Consider the following 20,840-nt stretch of genomic DNA (forward strand, 5'->3'; position numbering starts at 1 on the left):
CTGGCTATCCCGGTCCCGCAGCAGTGATGCGCATATAGGAAGCGTCGGGCGCTTTGTCTCCTGTTCGTCAAGAAAAGGAGCCGGAACCCCTTTTCGAGCATTGGCAGATCGGACCGAGAAGGAGCAAGAAGATGGCCAAGGACCACGGCGACAGCATCAAGAACGACAAACTCTACGAGGACCTGCGCGAGGAAGGCTATTCCAAGTCCAAGGCCGCGGCGATCTCGAATGCCGAGGCGAACGACGACATCGAACGCGATTCGCGCCCCTACGAGGAGCGCACCAAGGAAGAGCTCTACGACCTGGCGCAGGAAATCGATCTCGAGGGGCGCAGCGACATGACCAAGGACGAACTTATCGCGGCCCTGCGCGACCAGTGAGGGTCGTGCCGATCGCCGCCGCGCTGCTCGCGCTCGCTGCCTGCGGGGGAGGGGACGATGCTTCCGACGCGCCTTCCACCGCCGCGCCGGGCGAGGGGCTGGGGCCCGCTTTCTACGCATTGGGCGAACGCAGCGGCCTATGCGCCGCCTCGGACAACGGCGCCGCCATGATCGTCTATGCCGACGACACCGACGCCAACTGCATGGTCGAAGGACAGATCGTCACGGGCGAGGGCGGCGCACTCGCGCTGGTCCCGCGCGGCGACGACCAGTGCCGCATTCCGATCGAGGATCGGGGCCAGTCGATCCGCCTCGGCGACGGGGGCGAGGCCTGCGCCTATTATTGCGGCGGCGATGTCAGCTTTGCAGGCCGAGAACTCACGAAGAATTGGGACGAAACGCCCGATCTTCGCGATGCGGCAGGGGACCCGCTCTGTTGACCTTTACGGAAACGTAAAGTATAAATGCGGGCATGTTGGCGAAGCAACACGACCCGCAGGACAGCTACACGATCGGCGAGATGTGCGATGAATTCGACGTCACCGCGCGGGCGCTTCGCTTCTACGAGGACGAACGGCTGATCGCGCCGCGGCGGGTCGGGACCCAGCGCCTCTATTCCGAGCGTGACCGCGCCCGCGTCGCCTGGATCCTGCGCGGCAAGCGCGTGGGGTTCAGCCTCAAGGACATCGGCGAACTGCTCGATCTCTACGACCTCGGCGACGCGCGCAAGACGCAGCGCGCGGTCACGCTCGACAAGTGTCAGCAGCGGATCGACGCGCTGACACGCCAGAAAGCCGATATCGACGAAACATTGGAAGAACTGGAAGGCTTCGTGCGCCTTCTGTCAGCTCAAGAGGATTAGACCATGCCCGTTTACGAAGCCCCCGTGCGCGACACCAAATATCTGCTCGAGCAGATCGTCGGACTGCCCAACTACGCCAACCTGCCCGGCTTCCAGAACGCCGACGCTGACGTGGTCGAGGCGATCCTGACCGAAGGGGGCAAGTTCGCCGCCGAAGTGCTCGCGCCGTTGAACCGCATTGGGGACGAGGAAGGCTGCACCCGTCACGACGACGGCAGCGTGACCACTCCGCCGGGCTTTCGGGAGGCATTCGAACAATTCCGCGAGGGCGGGTGGGGCACTCTGGCCTTTCCCGAACAATATGGCGGACAGGATCTGCCCCACGTGCTGTCGACCGCGTTCGCCGAATATGTGACCGCCGCGAACCAGGGGTTCGAGATGTACAACGGCCTCACCCAGGGCGCGATCGCCGCGCTGCTGGCCGTCGGGTCGCAGGAGCAGAAGGACACCTACGCGCCCAAGATGGTGTCGCTCGAATGGACCGGCACCATGAATCTCACCGAGCCGCATTGCGGTACCGACCTGGGGCTCATCAAGACCAAGGCAGTCCCGCAGGACGACGGCACCTACAAGATTTCGGGCACCAAGATCTTCATTTCGGCGGGCGAGCACGACCTGTCGGAAAACATCGTCCACATGGTCCTCGCCAAGATGCCGGACAGCCCCGACAACGTGAAGGGCATCTCGATGTTCATCGTGCCCAAGTTCCTCGTGAACGAGGACGGGTCGCTGGGCGAACGCAACGCCGTCTTCTGCGGTTCGATCGAGGAGAAGATGGGCATCCACGGCAACTCGACCTGCGTGATGAATTATGACGAGGCGACCGGCTATCTGATCGGCGAGAAGGAGAAGGGGCTGGCCGCGATGTTCATCATGATGAACGCCGCCCGCCTCGGCGTCGGGCTCCAGGGCCTCGCGCAGGGCGACGCCGCCTACCAGAATGCGGTGGCCTATGCGAAGGACCGCCGCCAGGGCAAGGCGCTGGTCGCCGACGAGCGCGAAGAGGGCGCGAAGGCCGACAGCATCATGGTCCACCCCGACGTGCGGCGGATGCTGATGAACGCCCGCGCCTTCACCGAAGCGTCGCGCGCGCTGATCCTCTGGGGGGCGCTCCAGGTCGACCTTGCCCACAAGGCGCAGACCGAAGAGGAACGCGAGCGGGCCGACGATCTCATCAGCCTGCTCACCCCCGTCATCAAGGGCTATCTGACCGACAAGGGCTTCGAGACCGCGGTCGAGAGCCAGCAGGTCTTCGGCGGTCACGGCTATATCCGCGAATGGGGCGTCGAACAGTTCGTGCGCGATGCGCGGATCGCGCAGATCTACGAGGGCACCAACGGCATCCAGGCGATGGATCTCGTCGGCCGCAAGCTGGCCAAGGATGGCGGCCGCGCGGTGCGCGCCTTCTTCGAGATCGTCGGCGAGGATATCGCCACCGCCAAGCAGTCGGGCGATCCGGCGGGCGTCGCCGAACCGCTCGAAAAGGCGATGGGTCATCTGCAGGGCGCGACCATGTGGCTGGCCCAGAACGGGCCGAGCAACCCCAACAACGTCGGCGCCGCAGCTTATGCCTACATGGACCTCATGGGCCTCGTGTCGCTCGGCTGGATGTGGCTCAAGATGGCGGGCAAGAGCGCTGCGCTGAAGGACGAAGCGGGCGAGGACGCGGCCTTCCACGACGCGAAGATCACCACCGCGCGCTACTTCGCCGAACGGATGCTTCCGGAAGCCGGATCGCTGCGCCGCAAGGTCGAGGCCGGTGCCGAAACGCTCATGAAGCTGCCGGCCGAAGCCTTCTGATCCGACGGCCGACAGGCTGCGCGGCCGTAGGATCTCGACCGGTCTGTAGGAAATGGGAGCGGTGGGAGGAAAAGACCTTCCACCCTCCTTTCAGGTAACTGTTGCCCTATCCGGCCTTGCGGGCGCTGCCGTACATCGACGCGGAAAAACCGGGCATCGCCCCGCTCTTGTTCTTGCGGATGGGGGCGAGGCGGGTGAGATCGAAACCCTCGTCGAACTGGATCCCGAAACGGCCCGACTGCGCCCAGCGCACCGTACCCTTGATCGGCCCCGTTCCGACGATATCGACCGTCAACTGCGTGCCCGGCATGACCGCCACCGGACATTCGATCAGCGCGCCCATCGCCGAGATGTTGCGCAGCCGCACCTCGACCCGTTCGCCGCGCAAGCCCACGAGCCCGCGGCGCATCAGGCGGTGTCGCGGCTCGCGCGAATTCTGGTGGCCGTCGGGCGACACGGCAGCGTTCTTGACCAGCTCGCCCGCTTCCTCCGAAGTTCCCGGCTGGCCGAAGATGTAACCCTGGATCTGGCTGCATCCGAGTTCGCGGATGAGGTGGAGATCGTCGTGCGTTTCGACGCCCTCGGCGGTGGTGTCCATGTTGAGGCTTTCCGCCAACGCGACGATCGCCCGGATGATGGCACTGTTGCGGCTCTTGGGGTTGGACGCCCCGCGCACGAAGCTCTGGTCGATCTTGATTTTGTCGAACGGCGCGGTCTTCAGATAGCCGAGCGAGGAATAGCCCGTCCCGAAATCGTCGAGCGCCAGCCGTACTCCGATATTCTTCAGCCGCGAGAAGATCTCGTCGGTCGCCTCGCCCTCGGACAGGAAGATGCCCTCGGTCAGTTCGAGCTCGAGCCGCTCGGCGCGCATTTCATGCGCCGCCAACAATGCGGCGATAGTCTCGGACAGCTTGGGATTGTTGAACTGGATGGGCGACAGGTTGACGGCCATGCGCACCGTTTCGGGCCATTTGGCGGCGGTGGCGATCGATTCCCGAAGCACGAAATCGCCGAGCCGGTTGATGAGACCGCATTCCTCGGCAATGCCGATGAAGACTTCGGGCGAGATCGGCCCGCGGGTGGGATGTTCCCAGCGGACCAACGCCTCGAAACCGCAGATTTCCTCGCTCGCGGCGCGAACGATCGGCTGGTAGCGAACCGACAGTTCCTCGCGGTCGAGAGCGCCCCGGAGGTCGTTCTCCAGCACCTGCCGGTCGGTAGCCTCGCTGTGCATTTCGGGTTCGAAGAAGGAGAAGGTGCCGCGCCCCGCAGCCTTGGCGGCATAGAGCGCCAGATCGGCGTTGCGCGTAAGACTGTCGGCGCAGGCGCGGCCCGGATCGGCGATGGCGATGCCGATCGAAGCACCGATGGTCACCCGATGGCCTTCGATCTGATAGGGCTGCGAGACCTGTTCGATCATCAATCGGGCGAGATTTTCGAGCAGCCCAGCCTCGACCGCGCCGGGAAGCACCGCCTTGAATTCGTCGCCTCCCAGTCGCCCGACCTGGCCATGGTTGCCCATCACGTTCGTGAGTCGTGCCGCGACCTGTCGCAGCAACTGGTCGCCGACCGGATGGCCGAGCGTATCGTTGACGTTCTTGAAACGGTCGAGATCGATCAGGAAGAGCGCGCAACCCTTCTGGCGGCGCGCGGCATTGCGGAGCGCTTCGTCCAGCGTCTGGCGCATCATGGCACGGTTCGGCAGGCCGGTGAGGCTGTCGAAGCGGGCGAGGCGGCTGATTTCCTGTTCGTTGCGCCGCTGTTCGGTCAGGTCGGTGCCGATGCCGCGGAAGCCGAGGAAGCGACCGTTGGTCTCGTTGAAAATGGGATTGCCCGACAAGGTCCAGAAGATCTCCTCGTCGCGTGCGGCGCGTACCACGACGTCGGAGAAGGGGAAGCGAGCCGAGAGGTGGAAGCCTAGCGTCCGCTCCTCGCGCAACGCATCCACGTCGCTCTGGTCGTCGACCGAGAGGAGATCGGTGAATTTCCGCCCGAGAAGGTCGGACGGGTCGCATTCGAAATCGTCGGCCAGTTGGTGACTGACGTAGGAGAGCACGCCTGTCGAATCGGTTTCCCAGAACCAGCCGCGCCCCGAACTTTCGAATTCGGTGACGAAGCGTAGCGCCTGATGCGCATGGGCATCGAGCATCATCCGCCGCCGCGCGGTGGCGAGGTTGGTGCGGGTGAAGGCCGTGGCGTAGGCCGATACGATCAGCGCCATTGCGGCAATGCCAGCCGTCACGACGCTCTGGCCCGTGAAGACGAATGTGGAAGCGGCGCCCGAAAGCCCCAGGACGATGGCGATGGCAGGGGCGGTCGTCGCCGCCACCGACATGGCCACGATGCCGCTGCCGATCATCGCGGCGGCGACGGCGAAATTGGCGTCCGAAGCCTCGAGCAGCCGAACGCTGAATTCGCCCCAGACCGCAGCACAAATCGCCACATAGGCGGTCAGTAAGCGAGTGATGAAGAAGGGTCGCACCTCGAGGTTGGTGGCGACACGAATGCCGACGATCATCGCGACATCGAGGGCGATGAGACCACCCAAAATATGGAAGATGAAGTTCCCTGACCCGAGCGAGAGCAAAAGGCAGGCGACCAGCGTGACGAGATGGGAAATCCCGATCAGGACGGGGATATGGTGGAACTGACGCTGCCGCTGTTCTGCGATGGCTTCATCGCTGTCGTCGCCGGGCTGGCTGACGTCGAACGACAGGGCCTCGCGGATGTCGACATCCGCGGTCATTTCGCTCTTTTGCGTAACTCCAAGACGTCGCCGCCGCATACTCATCAACCTACTACGAGAAGCGTCCGGCTAACCCACCGGTATTAACAAGTGCTTCAACGATAAAGGTTGAAATCGCGTTACCTAAACCCGGTCGATCGTCAGCGGTCCGGGGGTTCGAACGTCCGCGCATTGCGCAGTTCGGGGAACTTCACGCTCCAGAGAATGACGACGAGGATCGCGCCCATGCCGCCGACGAACGCGGCAAAGGTCGGGCCGAGCAGGCTGGCCATGAGCCCGCTCTCCGCATCGCCCAGCTCGTTGGAAGCGGAGATGGTCAGCGTGGAGACGGCCCCGACGCGACCGCGCATCTCGTCGGGGGTGTAAAGCTGGATCAGCGACTGGCGGATGTAGACCGAGAACATGTCCGACGCTCCGATCAGCACGAGGAGCCCGAAAGTCAGCACGACGCTTCGCGAGAAGGCGAATCCGACGGTGGTGAGCCCGAAGACGCCGACGGCGAGCAGCATCTTTCGACCCACATCGCTTTTCAGGGGACGGATGGCGAAGATGATCGCCACGGTCGTCGCACCGACGGCGGGTGCCGCACGCAGATGGCCGAACAGGTCGGGACCGCCGCCGAAGATGTCGGTGGCGAAGATCGGAAGCAGCGCGGTCGCACTGCCCAGCAGCACCGCGAAGAGGTCGAGGCTGATCGCCCCGAGCACGAGCCGGTTGTCGCGGACATAGCGGAGACCGTCGCGGATCTGGGCGATGGGGTGACGCTTGGACGGCGCTTTCTTCTGATCGGTGGTGCCGATGAGGAACAGGCCGACCAGGGCGGCCGCAAACAGCGCGGTCGCGACTTCGTAGGCCAGCGCGATGTCGACCGCCAGCAGATAGCCGCCCAGCGCCGGTCCGAGGATGGTGCCCGCCTGCCAGGCGATCGACGAGAGAGCGATGGCGTTGGGAAGGATGGCGCGCGGCACGATGTTGGCACCAAGCGCGGAAAGCGAGGGCCCCATCAGCACGCGGCTGACCCCGACGAAGACCGCGATGATGTAGATGATGGGCAAGGTGATCGTGCCCGCGGCGGTGAAGGCGGCGAGCGCCCCGGCGCAACCGATCTCGATGGCGATGGCGGCACGAGCGACCCAGCGCCGATCCACCCGGTCGGTCAGCCACCCCGCCCAGGGCGCGAGAAAGAAGAGCGGGACGAATTGTACCAGCCCGATCAGCCCCAGCCGAAGCGCGGCGGCCTGCGGGCTCATCGTTTCGCGGGCGATCGCATAGACCTGATATTCGATCGCGGTTATCATCGCGAGCTGCGCGAGCGTCGCGAGCAGCCGTGCGGACCAGAAGGCCCGGTAGTTGGCGATGCGCAGAGGTTCGGGAAGCCAGCTCATGAGGGTTGCCGGGCGCTAATGCACGAAGGGCGGCACGGCAATGCCGCACCGCCCTTCGGAGGGTATTTAGGCGAGCCCGATCAGACGGTTTCGGTTGCGGAGAGCGGAATGGCGCTCTGCTGGCCCATCGCCTTGTCGAGGAAGCCCTTCACGTCGTCGATCACGCGATCCTGATCGGTCGCAAGGACAGCGTGCGGGCTGCCTTCATATTCGATCAGTTCGGCATTCGGCAGCTTTTCGGCGACGACCCGCGAGGTGGCATCGATCGGCACGGTCTTGTCCTTAGTACCGTGGATAACGAGCGTCGGAGAGTCGAAGTTCTCGAGGTCGGGCAGGAAGTTCGTGGTCGCCCAGGCATCCGCGGACGCGAGGATGTTCCGGATGCTTGCCTGCATCGCCTGCCGGAACGTATCGCGGCGGACCCCTTCCGAAACCGCATCCTTGTCCTCGTCGAGCCCGAGAAACTCGTCGAAGAACCCTTCGAAGAAACCCTGGTGGTCGTCCTTCAGCGATTGCGTGATTTCCTGCAGTGCGTCTTCGGGCACGCCGTTCGGGTTCTCGTCCGATTTGGCGACGTGGGGAACGACCGAGCTGATCAGTACCGCAGCCGCACTGCGGCCCGGAAAACGCGACTGGAAGCGCGCGACTTCGCCGCCGCCCATCGAGAAACCGACGATCGCAATCTTTTCCGAAATACCCGCATCGTCGAGAATGGCGTTCACGTCATTCGCGTAGGTGTCGTAGTCGTTGCCATCCCACGTCTTGTCCGAACGCCCGAAACCGCGGCGGTCGGGGATGATTGTGCGATAGCCGTTGCCGGCCAGTTCCATCCCCATCCGGTCGAACGTGTCGCCGGTGAGCGGCCAGCCGTGCATCAACACGACCGGACGTCCTTTTCCCCAATCCTTGTAGTAGAGTTTCGCGCCGTCCTTTGCGGTTGCATATGCCATGTGCTGTGTTCCTTTTGTCTGTTCGAAGCATCAACGTGCGGCGCCTCTGACAATGTCCGTGACCCCGAGGGGTCCGGCGGGCGGAGGAAACGACTTGCCGCAGCGATGCGAAGTTGCGAGCGTGGCGGCATGGCAAAAATCAAGAAACGCTATGTCTGCCAGGCGTGCGGATCGGTCGCGAACCGCTGGCAGGGGCAGTGCGGCGATTGCGCCGAATGGAATACATTGGTCGAGGATGCGGGGGCGGTGGTGACGACCTTCGCGAAGAAGCACGACCTGCAGGGCGGTGGACGACGGATCGATCTGGTCGGGCTCGATGCCGACATCGCCATTCCCGACCGCATGACAACCGGGCTTGCCGAATTCGATCGGGCGCTGGGCGGGGGTTTAGTGCCAGGATCCGCCACGCTCATCGGCGGGGATCCCGGGATCGGCAAATCGACGCTGCTGCTACAGATTGCGGCGCGGGTCGCCAGCGCTGGCGTTTCGAGCGTGTACGTTTCCGGCGAGGAGGCCGCCGATCAGGTGCGCCGCCGCGCGCTACGGCTGGGGCTGGGCGAGGCGCCGGTGAAGCTCGCCGCCGCGACCTCGGTTCGCGATATCCTCACGACCCTAACGGAAGAGCGTCCGCAATTCCTGGTGATCGATTCGATCCAGACGATGCATTCGGACATGATCGAAGGTGCGCCGGGCACCGTCAGCCAGGTTCGGGCCAGCGCCCACGAACTCGTGCGCTTCGCGAAGGAGAAAGGCTGCGCGCTGATTCTCGTCGGCCATGTCACCAAGGATGGGAATATCGCGGGCCCCCGGGTTCTCGAACATATGGTCGACACGGTTCTGGGGTTCGAGGGGGAGCGGAGTCATCAGTACCGGATCCTACGCGCCATCAAGAACCGCTTCGGCGGGACCGACGAGATCGGAGTCTTCGCGATGGAGGGGCATGGATTGGACGAGGTCGCCAATCCGTCTTCGCTGTTCCTGACCGATCGCGGCGAAGAGGTCAGCGGCACGACCGTCTTTCCGGCACTGGAGGGTACGCGGCCGGTGCTCGTCGAACTGCAGGCGCTGACCGTGCGGCTCGCCAGTGGCGCGACGCCGCGACGAAGCGCGGTGGGGTGGGATTCCTCGCGTCTGGCGATGCTGCTCGCAGTCCTGGAAGCGCGCTGCGGCATCAGCTTCGCGAACGTCGAAGTGTATCTCAATGTCGCTGGGGGCTATCGGCTGTCCGATCCCGCCGCCGACCTTGCGGTCGCGGCCGCGCTGGTATCGGCGCTGTCCGAGCGTCCGCTTCCCGGCGGGACGGTGACCTTCGGCGAGGTCGCGCTGTCGGGCGAGGTCCGGCCCGTCGCGCACGCGCCCCTCCGCCTCAAGGAAGCGGCCAAGCTGGGCTTCGAGCGCGCCTGGGCGCCGTCGGGTGCCAATGCCAAGGGAATACGCGTCGAAACGTTCGACCGGCTCGGGAAGCTGACCGACCGGTTGCTGGGGCGCTAGGGACTGGCACCCGCGCCCCCAACCCGCTAGCCGACACGAAAGCCATGACCGCACTCGACGTCCTCATCATCCTGATCCTCGCCGGCGGCGCCCTTCTCGGCTTCGTCCGGGGATTCGTGCAGGAAGTTTTCTCGCTGCTCGCCTGGGTGGCGGGGATCGTGGCGGTAAAGATGGGCCATGGGCGGGTCACCGAATTGCTGCTCACCCAGATGGAGCGCGAAACCGCCGCCATCGCGCTGGCGCTCGTCCTGCTGTTCGTTCCCGTCTATCTGGCGGTTCGCTGGCTCGCGTTGCGACTGGGACGGCGGACGCGGCGGTCGATCATCAATCCGGTCGACCGGTTGCTCGGCGGGCTGTTCGGTCTGCTCAAAGGACTGCTGGGGGCGACCATCCTGTTCCTGATCGCCAACCTCGCGGTGGATTCGGTGTACGGCGAGGAAGCCGAGCGGCCTCCTTGGATGGCGGAAGCGCGTACCTACGCGCTGCTCAACGCCAGCGCCCGCGCCACGGTCGATCTGGTCGAGGCGCGGCGGGAGGGGCGGTTGTGACGATCCGGCTCTATGACAGCGCCGCACGCGAAAAGCGCGATTTCGTGCCGCAGGATCCCCGGCGGATCACCATGTATGTGTGCGGCCCCACCGTCTATGCGCGCGCCCACATCGGCAATTTTCGTCCCGAAGTGACCTTCGACCTGCTCGCCCGGTTGCTGCGTCACGACTATCCGGATGCCGAACTGGTCCATGCCCGCAATTTCACCGACATCGACGACAAGATCATGGCGAAGGCGAGCGAGCGGGGCGTGTCGATCGACACGGTGACGACCGAGGCCGAGGAATGGTATCTGGAAGACGCCCGGACCCTCGGCATCGAGACGTTGCCGGAGGCGCCGCGCGCGACCGAGCATCTCGATACGATGATCGCGCTGATGACCGATCTGATCGAGGGTGGTCACGCCTATGCCGCCGAGGGCCATGTCCTGTTCGACGTGGAAACCGATGGCGACTACGGCAGCCTGTCGAACCGCCCGTTGGACGACATGATCGCGGGTGCGCGGGTCGAGGTGGCGCCCTACAAGATAAACCCGCGCGACTTTGTGCTGTGGAAGCCGAGCGCGGAGGACCAGCCGGGGTGGGACAGTCCGTGGGGACGCGGGCGACCGGGTTGGCATACCGAATGCTCGGCCATGATCCGGTCGATGCTGGGCGAGACGATCGACATCCACGGCGGGGGCATGGACCTCAAGTTTCCGCATCACGAGAACGAAGCCGCGCAGAGCCGCTGCGCTCACGGCGGGGCGCCGCTGGCGCGCTACTGGATGCACAACGGTTTCCTGAAGCTCGACGACGCGACCATGTCGAAGAGCGTCGGCAATACGGTCACCGTCGACGGCCTGGCCGCGGCGGGGCATCGGGGCGAGGCGATCCGGCTAGCGATGCTCACGGGGCATTACCGGCAGCCGCTCGAATGGAGCGAGAGCTTGCTCGAACAGGCGAAGACGACGCTCGACGGACTGTATCGCAAGGTCGGTGACGCCGGCGCGGCCATGCCGGACCGGGGGTTCGTCGACGCGCTTCGCGACGATCTCAACACGCCGCTGGCGCTGGCGCGGCTCGGCAAGATCGAGGATCCGGCAACTCTGAAGGCGAGCGGCGATCTGATCGGAATCCTTCGATTGACGCAGGACGACTGGTTCCGCAGCGGTGCCGACGACACGAATGTCGAGGCGCGGATCGCCGAACGGCAGAATGCCAAGGCGAACCGCGATTTCGCGACCGCGGACCGGATCCGCGACGAGCTTGCGGACGAGGGCATCGTTCTGGAGGACGGTCCCGAAGGGACGACATGGCGGCGGGGGTGAGGAGCGAGCCCTACAGTCGCGAGATCCTGCGGCTGGCAGCGTCGCTGCCCGAACCCGTCACCCTCTCCCGCACCGACGCACAGGTGGAAGTCCGGTCCGAAAGCTGCGGCAGCATCATTCGTCTCGCGCTGAACCGCGAGGATGATCGGGTCACGGCGCTGAGCGCCATCGTCTCTGCCTGCGCCTACGGACAGGCTTCGGCCGCGCTGATGCTCAACCATGCCGCCGGCCGCTCCGCCTCCGGAATCGAGCAAGCGCTGATCGCGATCGACGACTGGCTCGAAGGGTCGGACGCGCTCGTCCCCGACTGGCCCGGGATCGAGGTGCTCGCTCCCGCACGGGATCGGCCGGGACGCCATGGCGCGGTCCTTCTGCCCTTTCGCGCGTTGGCCCGCGCCATGCAGGCCACCGAACGATGAGCGCCGAGATGGCCGCCGCCGATACGCTCGACCATGGCGGGGGAAGTGGAGCGGCCCATGCGCTGACCGGCCAATTGATCGTCGACGGCGCGATCATGCTGGGAGCTGCGCTCGTGTTCGTGACTTTGTTCCGGCGGCTGGGTCTGGGCGCTACGCTCGGCTACATCGTCGGCGGCGCGATGATCGGACCCTATGTTCTCGGTCTTGTCGGCAACGCCGAAAGCGTGATGGCGATCAGCGAATTCGGCATTGCGTTGCTGCTTTTCATCGTAGGGCTGGAATTGCATCCCAGTCGGCTGTGGCGCCTGCGCCGCGACATCTTCGGACTGGGGATCACGCAGGTTCTGACCTGCGGTGCTGCGCTGGCGGCGCTCGCGCATTATGTTCTCGGGTTCAGCTGGGGGGCGAGCCTCGCGATCGGGATGCCCCTCGGCCTGTCCTCGACCGCGCAGGTTCTTCCCATGCTGCGCTCGACGGGCGATCTGCACCGTCCGCACGGCGAGCGCGCCTTCTCCGTTCTACTCCTCCAGGACATCTCGATCGTTCCGCTGATCACGCTGATCGCCGCGCTCAGCCGTGCGCCGGATGCCGATGCGGGGCCGGGGGGATGGGTGCTGGCGGGCTATACGGTCGCGGCCATCGTGGGACTGATCCTCGTCGGGCGGTTCGTCATCAATCCGCTGTTCCGCGTCATCGGGCGCTTGGGAGAGCGCGAACTGTTCGTGGTCGCGGGGCTGTTTACCGTCGTGTCGGCGGCAGCGGTGATGAGCGTGCTTGGCCTGTCGACCGCATTGGGCGCGTTCATCGCGGGCGTGATGCTCGCCGAAAGTCCCTATCGCCACGAGCTCGAAAGCGACGTCGAGCCCTTCCGCTCCATCCTGCTCGGATTCTTCTTCCTGTCGGTCGGCATGATGCTCGACCTTTCGGTGATCGCCGCGCGGCCGGGCATGGTGGTCGCCATCGCCGCCGCCATCATTGTGGTGAAGGGGGCCATTCTGACCGGGCTGGGCCGCGCCTTCGGCCTCGATCCGTTCCAGTCGCTGCGCTTCGGCCTGCTCCTGAGCCAGGCGGGGGAGTTCGGCTTCGTCCTCCTGGCGCAGGCGAACCAGGCGCAACTGGTCGCGCCGGAAGCCGTCTCCATGTTCGGCGCAGTGATCACGCTGACGATGGCGTCGACCCCGTTCCTCATGATGCTGATCGACCGCTTGGAAGCGCGGCAGATGGCCGGCGGCGAGAAGCGAGAGGGGCCCGAGGCGGCGTCGCGCGGTTCGGTCATCGTGGTGGGCTTCGGTCGGTTCGGCCAGACGGTGAGCATGATGCTGATGGCCAAGAATATCGATGTCACGCTGGTCGATTCGAAGACCGATCAGATCGATACGGCCGAAGAGTTCGGCTACAAGGTCTATTATGGCGATGGAATGAGGGTCGATCTGTTGCGCACCGCGGGCGGAGAAAGCGCCAAGGCGATCCTGTTCTGCAACGACAATGCCGACGGGGGACTGACCGCCGAAAAGATCGAGGGGGTGATGGAAGCTTTTCCTCAAGCGGCGATCATGATTCGCAGCTACGACCGCCGCCATTCGATCTCGCTGGATGGCGTTGATCTTGCCTATTGCATCCGCGAGGTGTTCGAGAGCGCGGTATCGATGGGCAATCGGGCGCTTACCGAACTGGGGTTCAGCCAGGACGAGGCCAACCGCGTCGAGAGCGCCTACCGCGAACGCGATTCGATGCAACTCGAACGGCAGAGCGAGGCGGGCGACCTGCACGCCGGACGAGACCTGTCGTTCGACCAGGATCCGAAATCGGGAATGGACGGGGACGGCAGCGCGCCGGAAGGCGGGCGCGCCTAGCGGCCTTCGAGAAACGCGCGCAATGCGTCGGGATCGACATCGCGGGCGATGAACGCATCCCCGATCGCGCGCATCAGGATGAGATTGATCGCCCCGTCCTCGTTCTTCTTGTCGGCCAGCATCGGCGCGAACAGAGATCGGGGATCGACGTCGAATGCCGATGGATCCGTCGGAAGATCGAGAGCGGCGAAATCGCTCGCGATGCGATCCGCATTTCCCTTGCCGAGATACCCCAACCGTTCGGACAGCCGCGCTGCCATGACCATCCCGATCGCGACAGCCTCTCCATGCAGGACCGTGCCGAGACCCGCGACCGATTCGATCGCGTGGCCGAAGCTGTGCCCAAGGTTGAGGAGGGAACGGCGTCCGCTGCGGTCTTCCAGATCGCCGTCGACCAGATTCGCTTTTGTCCCCACCGCCAATGCGATCGCGCGTCGCGCAGCCTCGACGTCGTGAGCGATCAGGGCCTTTCCGCCACCATCGGCGACGAGCCAGTCGTACATATCGGCATCGCCGATCAGACCATATTTGATCGTTTCGGCTACTCCGGCGTGCAATTCGCGTGGATCGAGCGTGGCGAGGAAGGCGGGATCGGCGTGGACGGCGACGGGCGGATGGAAAGCGCCGACGAGATTTTTCTGGCCGTTCGCGTCGATAGCAGTCTTTCCGCCGACGCTGCTGTCGACCATCGCGAGCAGCGTCGTGGGAACCTGGATGACCGGGCACCCCCGTTTGAAGAGCGAGGCCGCTAGGCCGGTCAGATCGCCGATCGCCCCGCCCCCGAAGGCGATGACCGGATCGCCGCGCTGCTGACTGCGCGCGGCCAGGAACGCGATGAGCCGCTCCAGTTCGTGCCAGTTCTTCGCCGCTTCCCCGCGCGGGACGAGGTGCACGTCGCAGGTCAGCGCTTGTTCGATGACGTTGCCATGGAGGCGCCAGACATGGTCGTCGCTGACGAGGGCGATGCTTCCGGTGCTTGATGACATGGGGCCGAGATGAAGCGCGCCGATCCGGACCGGATAGGTCGCGCCGTCGCGGCCCGGGACGGTCAGCACGGTCATGCCAGATGCTCGTCGAGCGCGATCAGGATCCTGTCGACGACGTCCGCGTGTGCCGCCTTACTGGAACGGACATGAAGATGGGCCTCGGCGTAGAAGGCGCGGCGGTCGTCGAGCAACTGGCGCAGCTTGGCCTCGCGGTCCGTGCCGCGCAGCAGGGGGCGCGTGTCCCGTCGGCCGGTCCGCTCGGCAAGAATTTCGACGGGCGCGTCGAGCCACACCGTGTGGCAGCGCGCGTTGAGCAGGGCGCGGGTTTCGCCATCGACGAAGGCACCCCCGCCGGTCGCGATGACCCGGAGCGGGCCGTCGGCGAGCCGCGCGACCAGTCGCCGCTCGCCATCGCGAAAGTCCGCCTCGCCGAATCGCTCGAAGACTTCGGCGGCAGTGTAACCCGCAGCGTCGGCGATCTCCTCGTCGCTGTCGACGAACCGCAGGTCGAGCCGTTTGGCGAGCCGTCGCCCGATCGTCGATTTACCCGCGCCCATCAGTCCGACAAGAACGATCGATCGATCGAGGCGCGAGGCAAGCGGGTGGCTCATGGATAGGGGCTATACTGTGTGGGCTGGCTAAGGCAAAAGCCTTCCCGACTGCGCAGGTGCGCACGAATGAGGAGTGGTTTTGGTATGCGATTGATCTTGATTCTGTTGCTTCTTGTAGGGCTCGTCGTGGGAGCGGCGTTCCTGCTCGGCGGAATGGCGAGCGAAGTCGAACAGGAGACGATCGAGCAAGAGGTCGAGTTGGGTGACGACGAAGCGTAAACCGCTTTTTCTGGCGTTCGGAAGTCTGATCGCGGCGGGCGGACTGCACGCGGCGCTGGCCGCGCAGGATGCACCGGAATCGCTGCTTCCACCCGGATTCGAACAGCCGACCCCGGAGCCGACGCCCGCGCCGTCTCCCCGGCCGACACCGACGCCGACACCGACTCCTACACCGACACCCGCACCCGTACCGCGCGATACCGGACCTGCGGATAGTGAGACTGACCCATCGTCCGATCTCGACGAGGACGACGAGGAGTCGCTCGATACCGCGGCGGACGACGAGAATAGCGAAGATGTCGCGGGCGGTTTCGCGGGTTCGAGCGGCTCGCTGTCGCTGACGGGCGAGGCGCCATGGGGAGCAGTCGACGGACGGTTCCACAAGATCTTGATGCGACGTCTCGACGTGCCCTTGGCATCGCGCTGGGCGCATATCGGCTTGCGCAGTGCGCTGATGAGCAACGCCCCCGCGCCGGGCGACCTCGGCGCGCAGGACTGGTTGGCCGAGCGTGTATGGCTGCTTCTGCGGATGGGCGAGGCGGATGCGGCGCGATTGATGCTGGCCGCCGGGCGGGTGAGCACTGCGTCCCCCAAGCTGGCGCAGGTCATCTTGCAGACCGCGCTCGCGGCGTCCGATCCAGCGGCCATGTGCCCGGTTCCCACGAGACTGGACGATGCCGAGCCCGACGCCGAACCGCTCGTCCGCGCAGTCTGTGCGGCGTTGTCTGCACAGCCCGAGATCGCGTCGGACATCATCGCCCGCTCTCGCCGGGGAGGCACGCTGGACGCCATTGATCTGGCGCTGGTCGACAAGCTGATCGGGGCCGGTTCGGGCACAGGAAGGGCCACGACGCTGGAATGGGAGCCGGTCGACCGGCTCAACAGCTGGCGGTACGGTCTGGCAACGGGAACGGGCGTCCTTCCTCCCGAAACATTGATGGATAATGTCGCGCCGCGCGTTCGTGCCTGGGCCGCCAGGGCGCCTTTGCTGAGCGCCGACGCGCGCCTGCCTTTCGCGAGGACGGCCGCCGGCATGGGCGTCTTCTCGGGGCAGGCGCTCGTCGACCTCTATTCACTCGAATATGATCGCCTGCCGCCCGAAGATCTGTCGGGCACTGACGCCTTGTTGCTGCGCCGCACGTTCGCCGAGCCCGATCGCGCCGAGCGTCTGGCGGCGATGCGCGAGTTCTGGGCGCTTGGCGACGGCGAACCGCACGAGCGTATGGCTTCGCTTGCCGCCACGGCGCTCGCCGCCGTACAGGTTCGGCCCGATGCCGCACTGGAAGCGGAAGCGCCCGATCTCGTCGCTGCCATGCTGACCGCGGGGTTCGTCGAGCAGGCGCTGCGCTGGAACAGCGTTCTTGACGACATGGACGATGCAGCCGCCGACGGCGTCTGGTCGCAGCTCGTGCTCGCGGGCGCTCGCGGCGAGGTTTCCCCGCGGCGAGTGCGTGCCTTCGTTTCGCGCGACGATGCCGATGGCAAGCGTCGCTCCGCCATCCTCGTCGCCTCGCTGGCGGGACTGGGGCTGCTCGAGGACGCGCAAGTCGCCGATCTGGACGAAGACGAAGGCTGGGGCATCATGCGCGAGACGCGGTTGACCCAGCTGCTCGGCGCTGCCGCGAGCCGGGGCGACCAGGGCACGGTCATGTTGCTGGCCGCAGTGGCGCTACAGGCCGACACGGTCGGCGCGATTCCGCCCGCCTATTGGCGCGCGTTGATCGCAGCGCTCGATACGGTCGGGCAGGACTTCCTGGCACGGATGATCGCGGCGGAAGCGGTCGCACGGGCGTGATCGCCGACGACCGCGCGCTGGTCGATCGCTTTCTCGACATGATGGCTGCCGAAGCGGGGGCTTCGCCCAATACGATCGCCGCTTATCGTTCGGATCTCCGCAAGGCTTCCGAATCGCTTCCCGCCGGCCTGGGCGAGGCCGACGCGGACGCGCTGGGCCTGATGGCGCAGGCTTGGAAATCGGCCGCAGCCTCCACCGTCTCCCGGCGGGCGTCGGCGTTGCGGCGTTTCTATGGTTTTCTGGTGGAGGAAGGGCTTCGCGAGGACGACCCGTCCGATGCCTTGCCCCGTCCCCGGCAGTCGCGGCCCCTGCCCAAAATCCTGTCGATCGAGGAGACCTCGGCGCTCATGGCAATGGCCGAGGAAGAGGCGCGGGGCGGACGGTCGACGGCGTTGCGCAATCGCGCGCTGCTCGAACTGCTCTACGGATCGGGGCTGCGCGCGAGCGAACTCGTGTCCCTGCCGCGCCGGGCGGTGCGGAAGGGCGATCCGATGCTCGTCCTGCGCGGAAAGGGCGCGAAGGAAAGGATGGTGCCGGTCGGCGATCATGCCCACGCCGCTATCGCCGACTGGGTGGCGAGCGGGGTCGACGGACGATGGCTCTTTCCGGGACGCGGCGATCAGCATCTTTCGCGCATGCGACTGTATCAGATCGTCCGCGAAATGGCAGCGCGGGCGGGGATCGCGCCCGAACGAATAAGCCCCCATGTCCTGCGCCATGCCTTCGCGACGCATCTGCTCGACGGCGGTGCCGACCTTCGCGTCCTGCAGGCGCTGCTCGGCCATGCCGACATCGCGACGACACAGATCTACACCCATGTCGATGCCCGGCGACTGGTCGATCTGGTCAACCAGCGACACCCGCTGGCGCGCGGGACCTGATTGACCTTGAAGCGGATGGAGGGGTAGGCGCGCAGACATGACAGTCTTTCTCGAATTCGAGCGGCCGATTGCCGATCTGGAAGCCCGCGTGGCCGAACTGCGCGATACGGCGCAGGGCGGCGACGTCGATATCGATCCTGAAATTCGCCGGCTCGAGGTCAAGGCCAAGAAGATGCTGCGCGAGACCTACGGCAAGCTGACGCCGTGGCAGAAGACGCTCGTGGCGCGCCATCCCGAGCGGCCCCATTTCAAGGATTATGTTGCCGGCATCGCCGACGACTTCCTGCCGCTCGCGGGCGACCGCAATTTTGCGGAGGACGAGGCGATCGTGGGAGGGCTGGCCCGGATCGACGGACGCGGCGTCATGCTGATCGGGCACGAGAAGGGCAGCGATACCGCGAGCCGTCTCAAGCATAATTTCGGGATGGCCAAGCCCGAGGGCTATCGCAAGGCGATCCGCCTGATGGAGCTGGCCGATCGGTTCGGCTTGCCCGTGGTCACGCTGGTCGACACGCCGGGCGCCTTTCCGGGCGTACAGGCCGAGGAGCGCGGCCAGGCGGAGGCGATCGCTCGGGCGACCGAGACCTGCCTGTCGCTGAACGTCCCGATGGTTTCTGCTATCGTGGGCGAGGGCGGGTCGGGGGGCGCCATCGCCATCGCCGCGGCAAATCGCGTCATCATGTTCGAACATGCCGTCTATTCGGTGATCTCGCCTGAAGGCTGCGCTTCCATCCTGTGGCGGACGGCGGAAAAGGCCGCCGATGCTGCGGAAGCGATGAAGATTACCGCACAGGATCTTCAGCGGCTCGGAATCATCGACCGTATCGTCAAGGAACCGCTCGGCGGGGCGCATCGCAAGCCGACCGTTGCCATGAAGCGGCTCGGGGATGCGATCGGAGCCGAACTCGACAGTCTCTCGGACACGGACGGTCCCGCGCTGCGCAAGGAACGGCGCGACAAATTCCTCGCAATGGGGTGATGCGTTTCATTACGCTCCCGAACGGAACCAGCTCTTCACACGCGGGGTTGAACGGTTGAAGCGCCTCACCGGCGCAGCGAGATCGTCATTACCCGGAGAGAGTATTATGTCCCGTATCGCCCCCTATTTCGCCGCCGCCAGTGCGTTGGCGCTCGCCTCGTGCGCCAGTTACGCACCCGATCCGCGCATCTCGCCGCAGGAGGCGCAGGTCGCGGCGCAGAACAATGAAGCGATCCTCGCCGAATTCGGCGGCGCGCTCGGTGGACCGGTCGGTCAGTATGTCGAGCAGGTCGGCGACCGGGTCGCGTCCTATTCGCAGACCCCCAACGCGGCGCAGGCCTACACCTTTTCGGTCCTCAATTCGCCGGTCGAGAATGCCTTCGCGATTCCCGGCGGCCGCGCCTATATCACGCGCGAACTGATGACGCTGATGGAGGACGAGGCCGAACTGGCGTTCGTTCTCGGCCATGAAGTCGGCCATATCGCGGCCGATCATGCCCAGGGTCGTCAAGCCACCGCGCAGAACAATGCGCTGGGAGGTATCCTGGGGGCAGTGGTTGGTGGACTGATCGGCGGCGATGCCGGCCGGCTCGTCGCCCAGGGCAGCCAGCAATATGCGCAGTCGAGGACGTTGTCCTATAGCCGCGATCAGGAATATGAAAGCGACACGCTCGGCATTCGCTACATGGTCGGGGCGGGTTACGATCCGCTCGCGGCTGCAGGAATTCTGAATTCGCTTGGCGCGGCAAGCGCTCTGGAGGCGCGAACCCAGGGGAACGACGCGCGGCAGACCCCCGAATGGGCGCGAACCCACCCGCTGTCCGAGAACCGCACGGCGCGCGCCGTCGAACTGGCACGGCAGACGCCTCTGGCCGGAACGGGCCAGCGCAACCGCGACCAGTTTCTCTCGCGCATCGACGGCATCTATGTGGACGATGATCCTCAGCAGGGCATTGTCGACGGGCGCCGGTTCACGCATCCGGATCTGCGACTGCAGTTCGTCGTCCCGACGGGCTTCAGGATGCAAAACGGCACCCGCGCCGTCTCGATCGCCGGAAGCTCGGGGCAGGCGCAGTTCAGCCTCGCGCAGTTCAACGGCAATCTCGACCAGTATGTCGCGAGCGTCATCCGCGGCGTCGTCGGTCAACAGGCTCAGGTGCAGATTCCGCAGCCGCGTTCGACCACCATCAACGGATTACCGGCCGCCTATACCACGACGCGGGTGAACACGCAGAACGGCGCTGTCGATCTGTCGGTGATGGCCTATCGTTTTTCGAACGACCGCGCCTATCATTTCGCGATGATCACGCAGGCCGGGCAGGGCATCGGGCCGTTCGCGAGCATGGTCGAGAGTTTCCGTCCGATCAGCGCCCAGGAAGCTGCGGCCATTCGTCCGCGCGTGATCGACGTGGTGACGGTGCGCAACGGCGACACGATCCAGTCGCTCAGCCAGCGCATGGCCTACAGCAATTATCAGGTGGAGCGCTTCCTCACGCTCAATTCGCTTCAGAGCAATGCGCGTCTGACGCCGGGCCAGAAGGTGAAGCTGGTCGTTTACGGGCAGCGGTAATCGGCGCGTGCGCGGGCATCGAGTCCGCGCACGCTGAACCGGCTTCTTCGCGAAC

Annotated in this window: 19 protein-coding genes; 14 read left to right on the plus strand and 5 right to left on the minus strand. The window is 65.5% G+C overall.

Annotation, left to right across the window (positions count from 1 at the left end):
• The first annotated feature begins 131 nt into the window (after nt 1-131).
• The 4 genes from WJT74_RS01690 to WJT74_RS01705 are packed head-to-tail and all read left to right on the plus strand — an operon-like array spanning nt 132 to nt 3,042.
• A complete protein-coding gene (locus tag WJT74_RS01690; RefSeq protein WP_343346105.1) occupies nt 132-380 on the plus strand; it encodes a DUF7218 family protein in 249 nt (82 codons plus the stop codon).
• A gap of 5 nt (nt 381-385) precedes the next feature.
• Nucleotides 386-820 carry a hypothetical protein gene (locus WJT74_RS01695; RefSeq protein ID WP_343346108.1) on the plus strand — a complete coding sequence of 145 codons (435 nt, stop codon included), beginning with the start codon at nt 386-388 and terminating at the stop codon, nt 818-820.
• Nucleotides 821-852: 32 nt separating this feature from the next.
• Nucleotides 853-1,242, plus strand: coding sequence for a MerR family transcriptional regulator (locus WJT74_RS01700; RefSeq protein WP_343346110.1), 390 nt, complete (start codon nt 853-855; stop codon nt 1,240-1,242).
• Between the two features lie 3 nt (nt 1,243-1,245).
• Complete coding sequence (locus WJT74_RS01705) at nt 1,246-3,042, plus strand: acyl-CoA dehydrogenase C-terminal domain-containing protein (protein ID WP_343346113.1); 1,797 nt, start codon at nt 1,246-1,248, stop codon at nt 3,040-3,042.
• Nucleotides 3,043-3,148: 106 nt separating this feature from the next.
• On the opposite strand, the gene WJT74_RS01710 is transcribed toward WJT74_RS01705, so the two are convergent.
• The 3 genes from WJT74_RS01710 to WJT74_RS01720 all read right to left on the minus strand — a co-directional run bounded on the left by WJT74_RS01710 (nt 3,149) and on the right by WJT74_RS01720 (nt 8,123).
• Nucleotides 3,149-5,788, minus strand: coding sequence for an EAL domain-containing protein (locus tag WJT74_RS01710; RefSeq protein ID WP_343346116.1), 2,640 nt, complete (start codon nt 5,786-5,788; stop codon nt 3,149-3,151).
• 140 nt (nt 5,789-5,928) lie between these two features.
• Nucleotides 5,929-7,173 (minus strand): MFS transporter, encoded by a 1,245-nt coding sequence (locus tag WJT74_RS01715; RefSeq protein ID WP_343346118.1) that lies wholly within the window; start codon nt 7,171-7,173, stop codon nt 5,929-5,931.
• An 80-nt stretch (nt 7,174-7,253) separates the two neighbouring features.
• Complete coding sequence (locus WJT74_RS01720) at nt 7,254-8,123, minus strand: alpha/beta fold hydrolase (protein WP_343346121.1); 870 nt, start codon at nt 8,121-8,123, stop codon at nt 7,254-7,256.
• Nucleotides 8,124-8,252: 129 nt separating this feature from the next.
• Here WJT74_RS01720 and radA point away from each other — a divergent pair, with 129 nt between their 5' ends.
• Genes radA through WJT74_RS01745 form a run of 5 tightly spaced genes read left to right on the plus strand, consistent with a single transcriptional unit; the run spans nt 8,253 to nt 13,744 of the window.
• Complete coding sequence (radA, locus tag WJT74_RS01725; RefSeq protein WP_343346125.1) at nt 8,253-9,614, plus strand: DNA repair protein RadA; 1,362 nt, start codon at nt 8,253-8,255, stop codon at nt 9,612-9,614.
• A 44-nt stretch (nt 9,615-9,658) separates the two neighbouring features.
• Nucleotides 9,659-10,162 carry a CvpA family protein gene (locus tag WJT74_RS01730; protein WP_343346128.1) on the plus strand — a complete coding sequence of 168 codons (504 nt, stop codon included), beginning with the start codon at nt 9,659-9,661 and terminating at the stop codon, nt 10,160-10,162.
• Nucleotides 10,159-11,472, plus strand: coding sequence for a cysteine--tRNA ligase (gene cysS, locus WJT74_RS01735; RefSeq protein WP_343346131.1), 1,314 nt, complete (start codon nt 10,159-10,161; stop codon nt 11,470-11,472). Before WJT74_RS01730 ends, cysS begins: the two co-directional genes overlap by 4 nt.
• Nucleotides 11,469-11,891, plus strand: coding sequence for an iron-sulfur cluster assembly scaffold protein (locus tag WJT74_RS01740; RefSeq protein WP_343346134.1), 423 nt, complete (start codon nt 11,469-11,471; stop codon nt 11,889-11,891). Before cysS ends, WJT74_RS01740 begins: the two co-directional genes overlap by 4 nt.
• On the plus strand, nt 11,888-13,744 hold the full coding sequence (locus WJT74_RS01745) for a monovalent cation:proton antiporter-2 (CPA2) family protein (RefSeq protein WP_432215225.1): 1,857 nt from the start codon (nt 11,888-11,890) through the stop codon (nt 13,742-13,744). The genes WJT74_RS01740 and WJT74_RS01745 overlap by 4 nt, the downstream gene beginning before the upstream one ends.
• Here WJT74_RS01745 and aroB read toward each other — a convergent pair.
• Both aroB and WJT74_RS01755 read right to left on the minus strand, forming a co-directional pair.
• Complete coding sequence (gene aroB, locus WJT74_RS01750; RefSeq protein WP_343346136.1) at nt 13,741-14,805, minus strand: 3-dehydroquinate synthase; 1,065 nt, start codon at nt 14,803-14,805, stop codon at nt 13,741-13,743. The genes WJT74_RS01745 and aroB overlap by 4 nt on opposite strands.
• Nucleotides 14,802-15,341, minus strand: a complete 540-nt coding sequence (locus tag WJT74_RS01755) for a shikimate kinase (RefSeq protein ID WP_343346138.1) — start codon at nt 15,339-15,341, stop codon at nt 14,802-14,804. The genes aroB and WJT74_RS01755 overlap by 4 nt, the downstream gene beginning before the upstream one ends.
• 96 nt (nt 15,342-15,437) lie before the next feature.
• Between WJT74_RS01755 and WJT74_RS01760 the strand changes: the two genes are divergently transcribed.
• From WJT74_RS01760 to WJT74_RS01780, 5 genes are all read left to right on the plus strand, one after another.
• The gene (locus tag WJT74_RS01760) at nt 15,438-15,560 is read left to right on the plus strand and encodes a hypothetical protein (RefSeq protein ID WP_343346140.1); all 123 of its coding nucleotides are present in this window, start codon (nt 15,438-15,440) and stop codon (nt 15,558-15,560) included.
• The gene (locus tag WJT74_RS01765) at nt 15,544-17,355 is read left to right on the plus strand and encodes a hypothetical protein (protein ID WP_343346142.1); all 1,812 of its coding nucleotides are present in this window, start codon (nt 15,544-15,546) and stop codon (nt 17,353-17,355) included. Before WJT74_RS01760 ends, WJT74_RS01765 begins: the two co-directional genes overlap by 17 nt.
• Nucleotides 17,355-18,236 (plus strand): tyrosine recombinase, encoded by an 882-nt coding sequence (locus WJT74_RS01770; RefSeq protein ID WP_343348239.1) that lies wholly within the window; start codon nt 17,355-17,357, stop codon nt 18,234-18,236. The genes WJT74_RS01765 and WJT74_RS01770 overlap by 1 nt, the downstream gene beginning before the upstream one ends.
• Nucleotides 18,237-18,273: 37 nt before the next feature.
• Nucleotides 18,274-19,215, plus strand: a complete 942-nt coding sequence (locus WJT74_RS01775; RefSeq protein WP_343346144.1) for an acetyl-CoA carboxylase carboxyltransferase subunit alpha — start codon at nt 18,274-18,276, stop codon at nt 19,213-19,215.
• A 106-nt stretch (nt 19,216-19,321) separates the two neighbouring features.
• Nucleotides 19,322-20,785: a M48 family metalloprotease gene (locus WJT74_RS01780; protein WP_343346146.1), complete on the plus strand. Its 1,464-nt coding sequence runs from the start codon at nt 19,322-19,324 to the stop codon at nt 20,783-20,785.
• Nucleotides 20,786-20,840 lie beyond the last annotated feature (55 nt).

The sequence above is a fragment of the Sphingomicrobium sp. XHP0239 genome, from assembly GCF_039555325.1.
Taxonomy (GTDB): domain Bacteria; phylum Pseudomonadota; class Alphaproteobacteria; order Sphingomonadales; family Sphingomonadaceae; genus Sphingomicrobium; species Sphingomicrobium maritimum.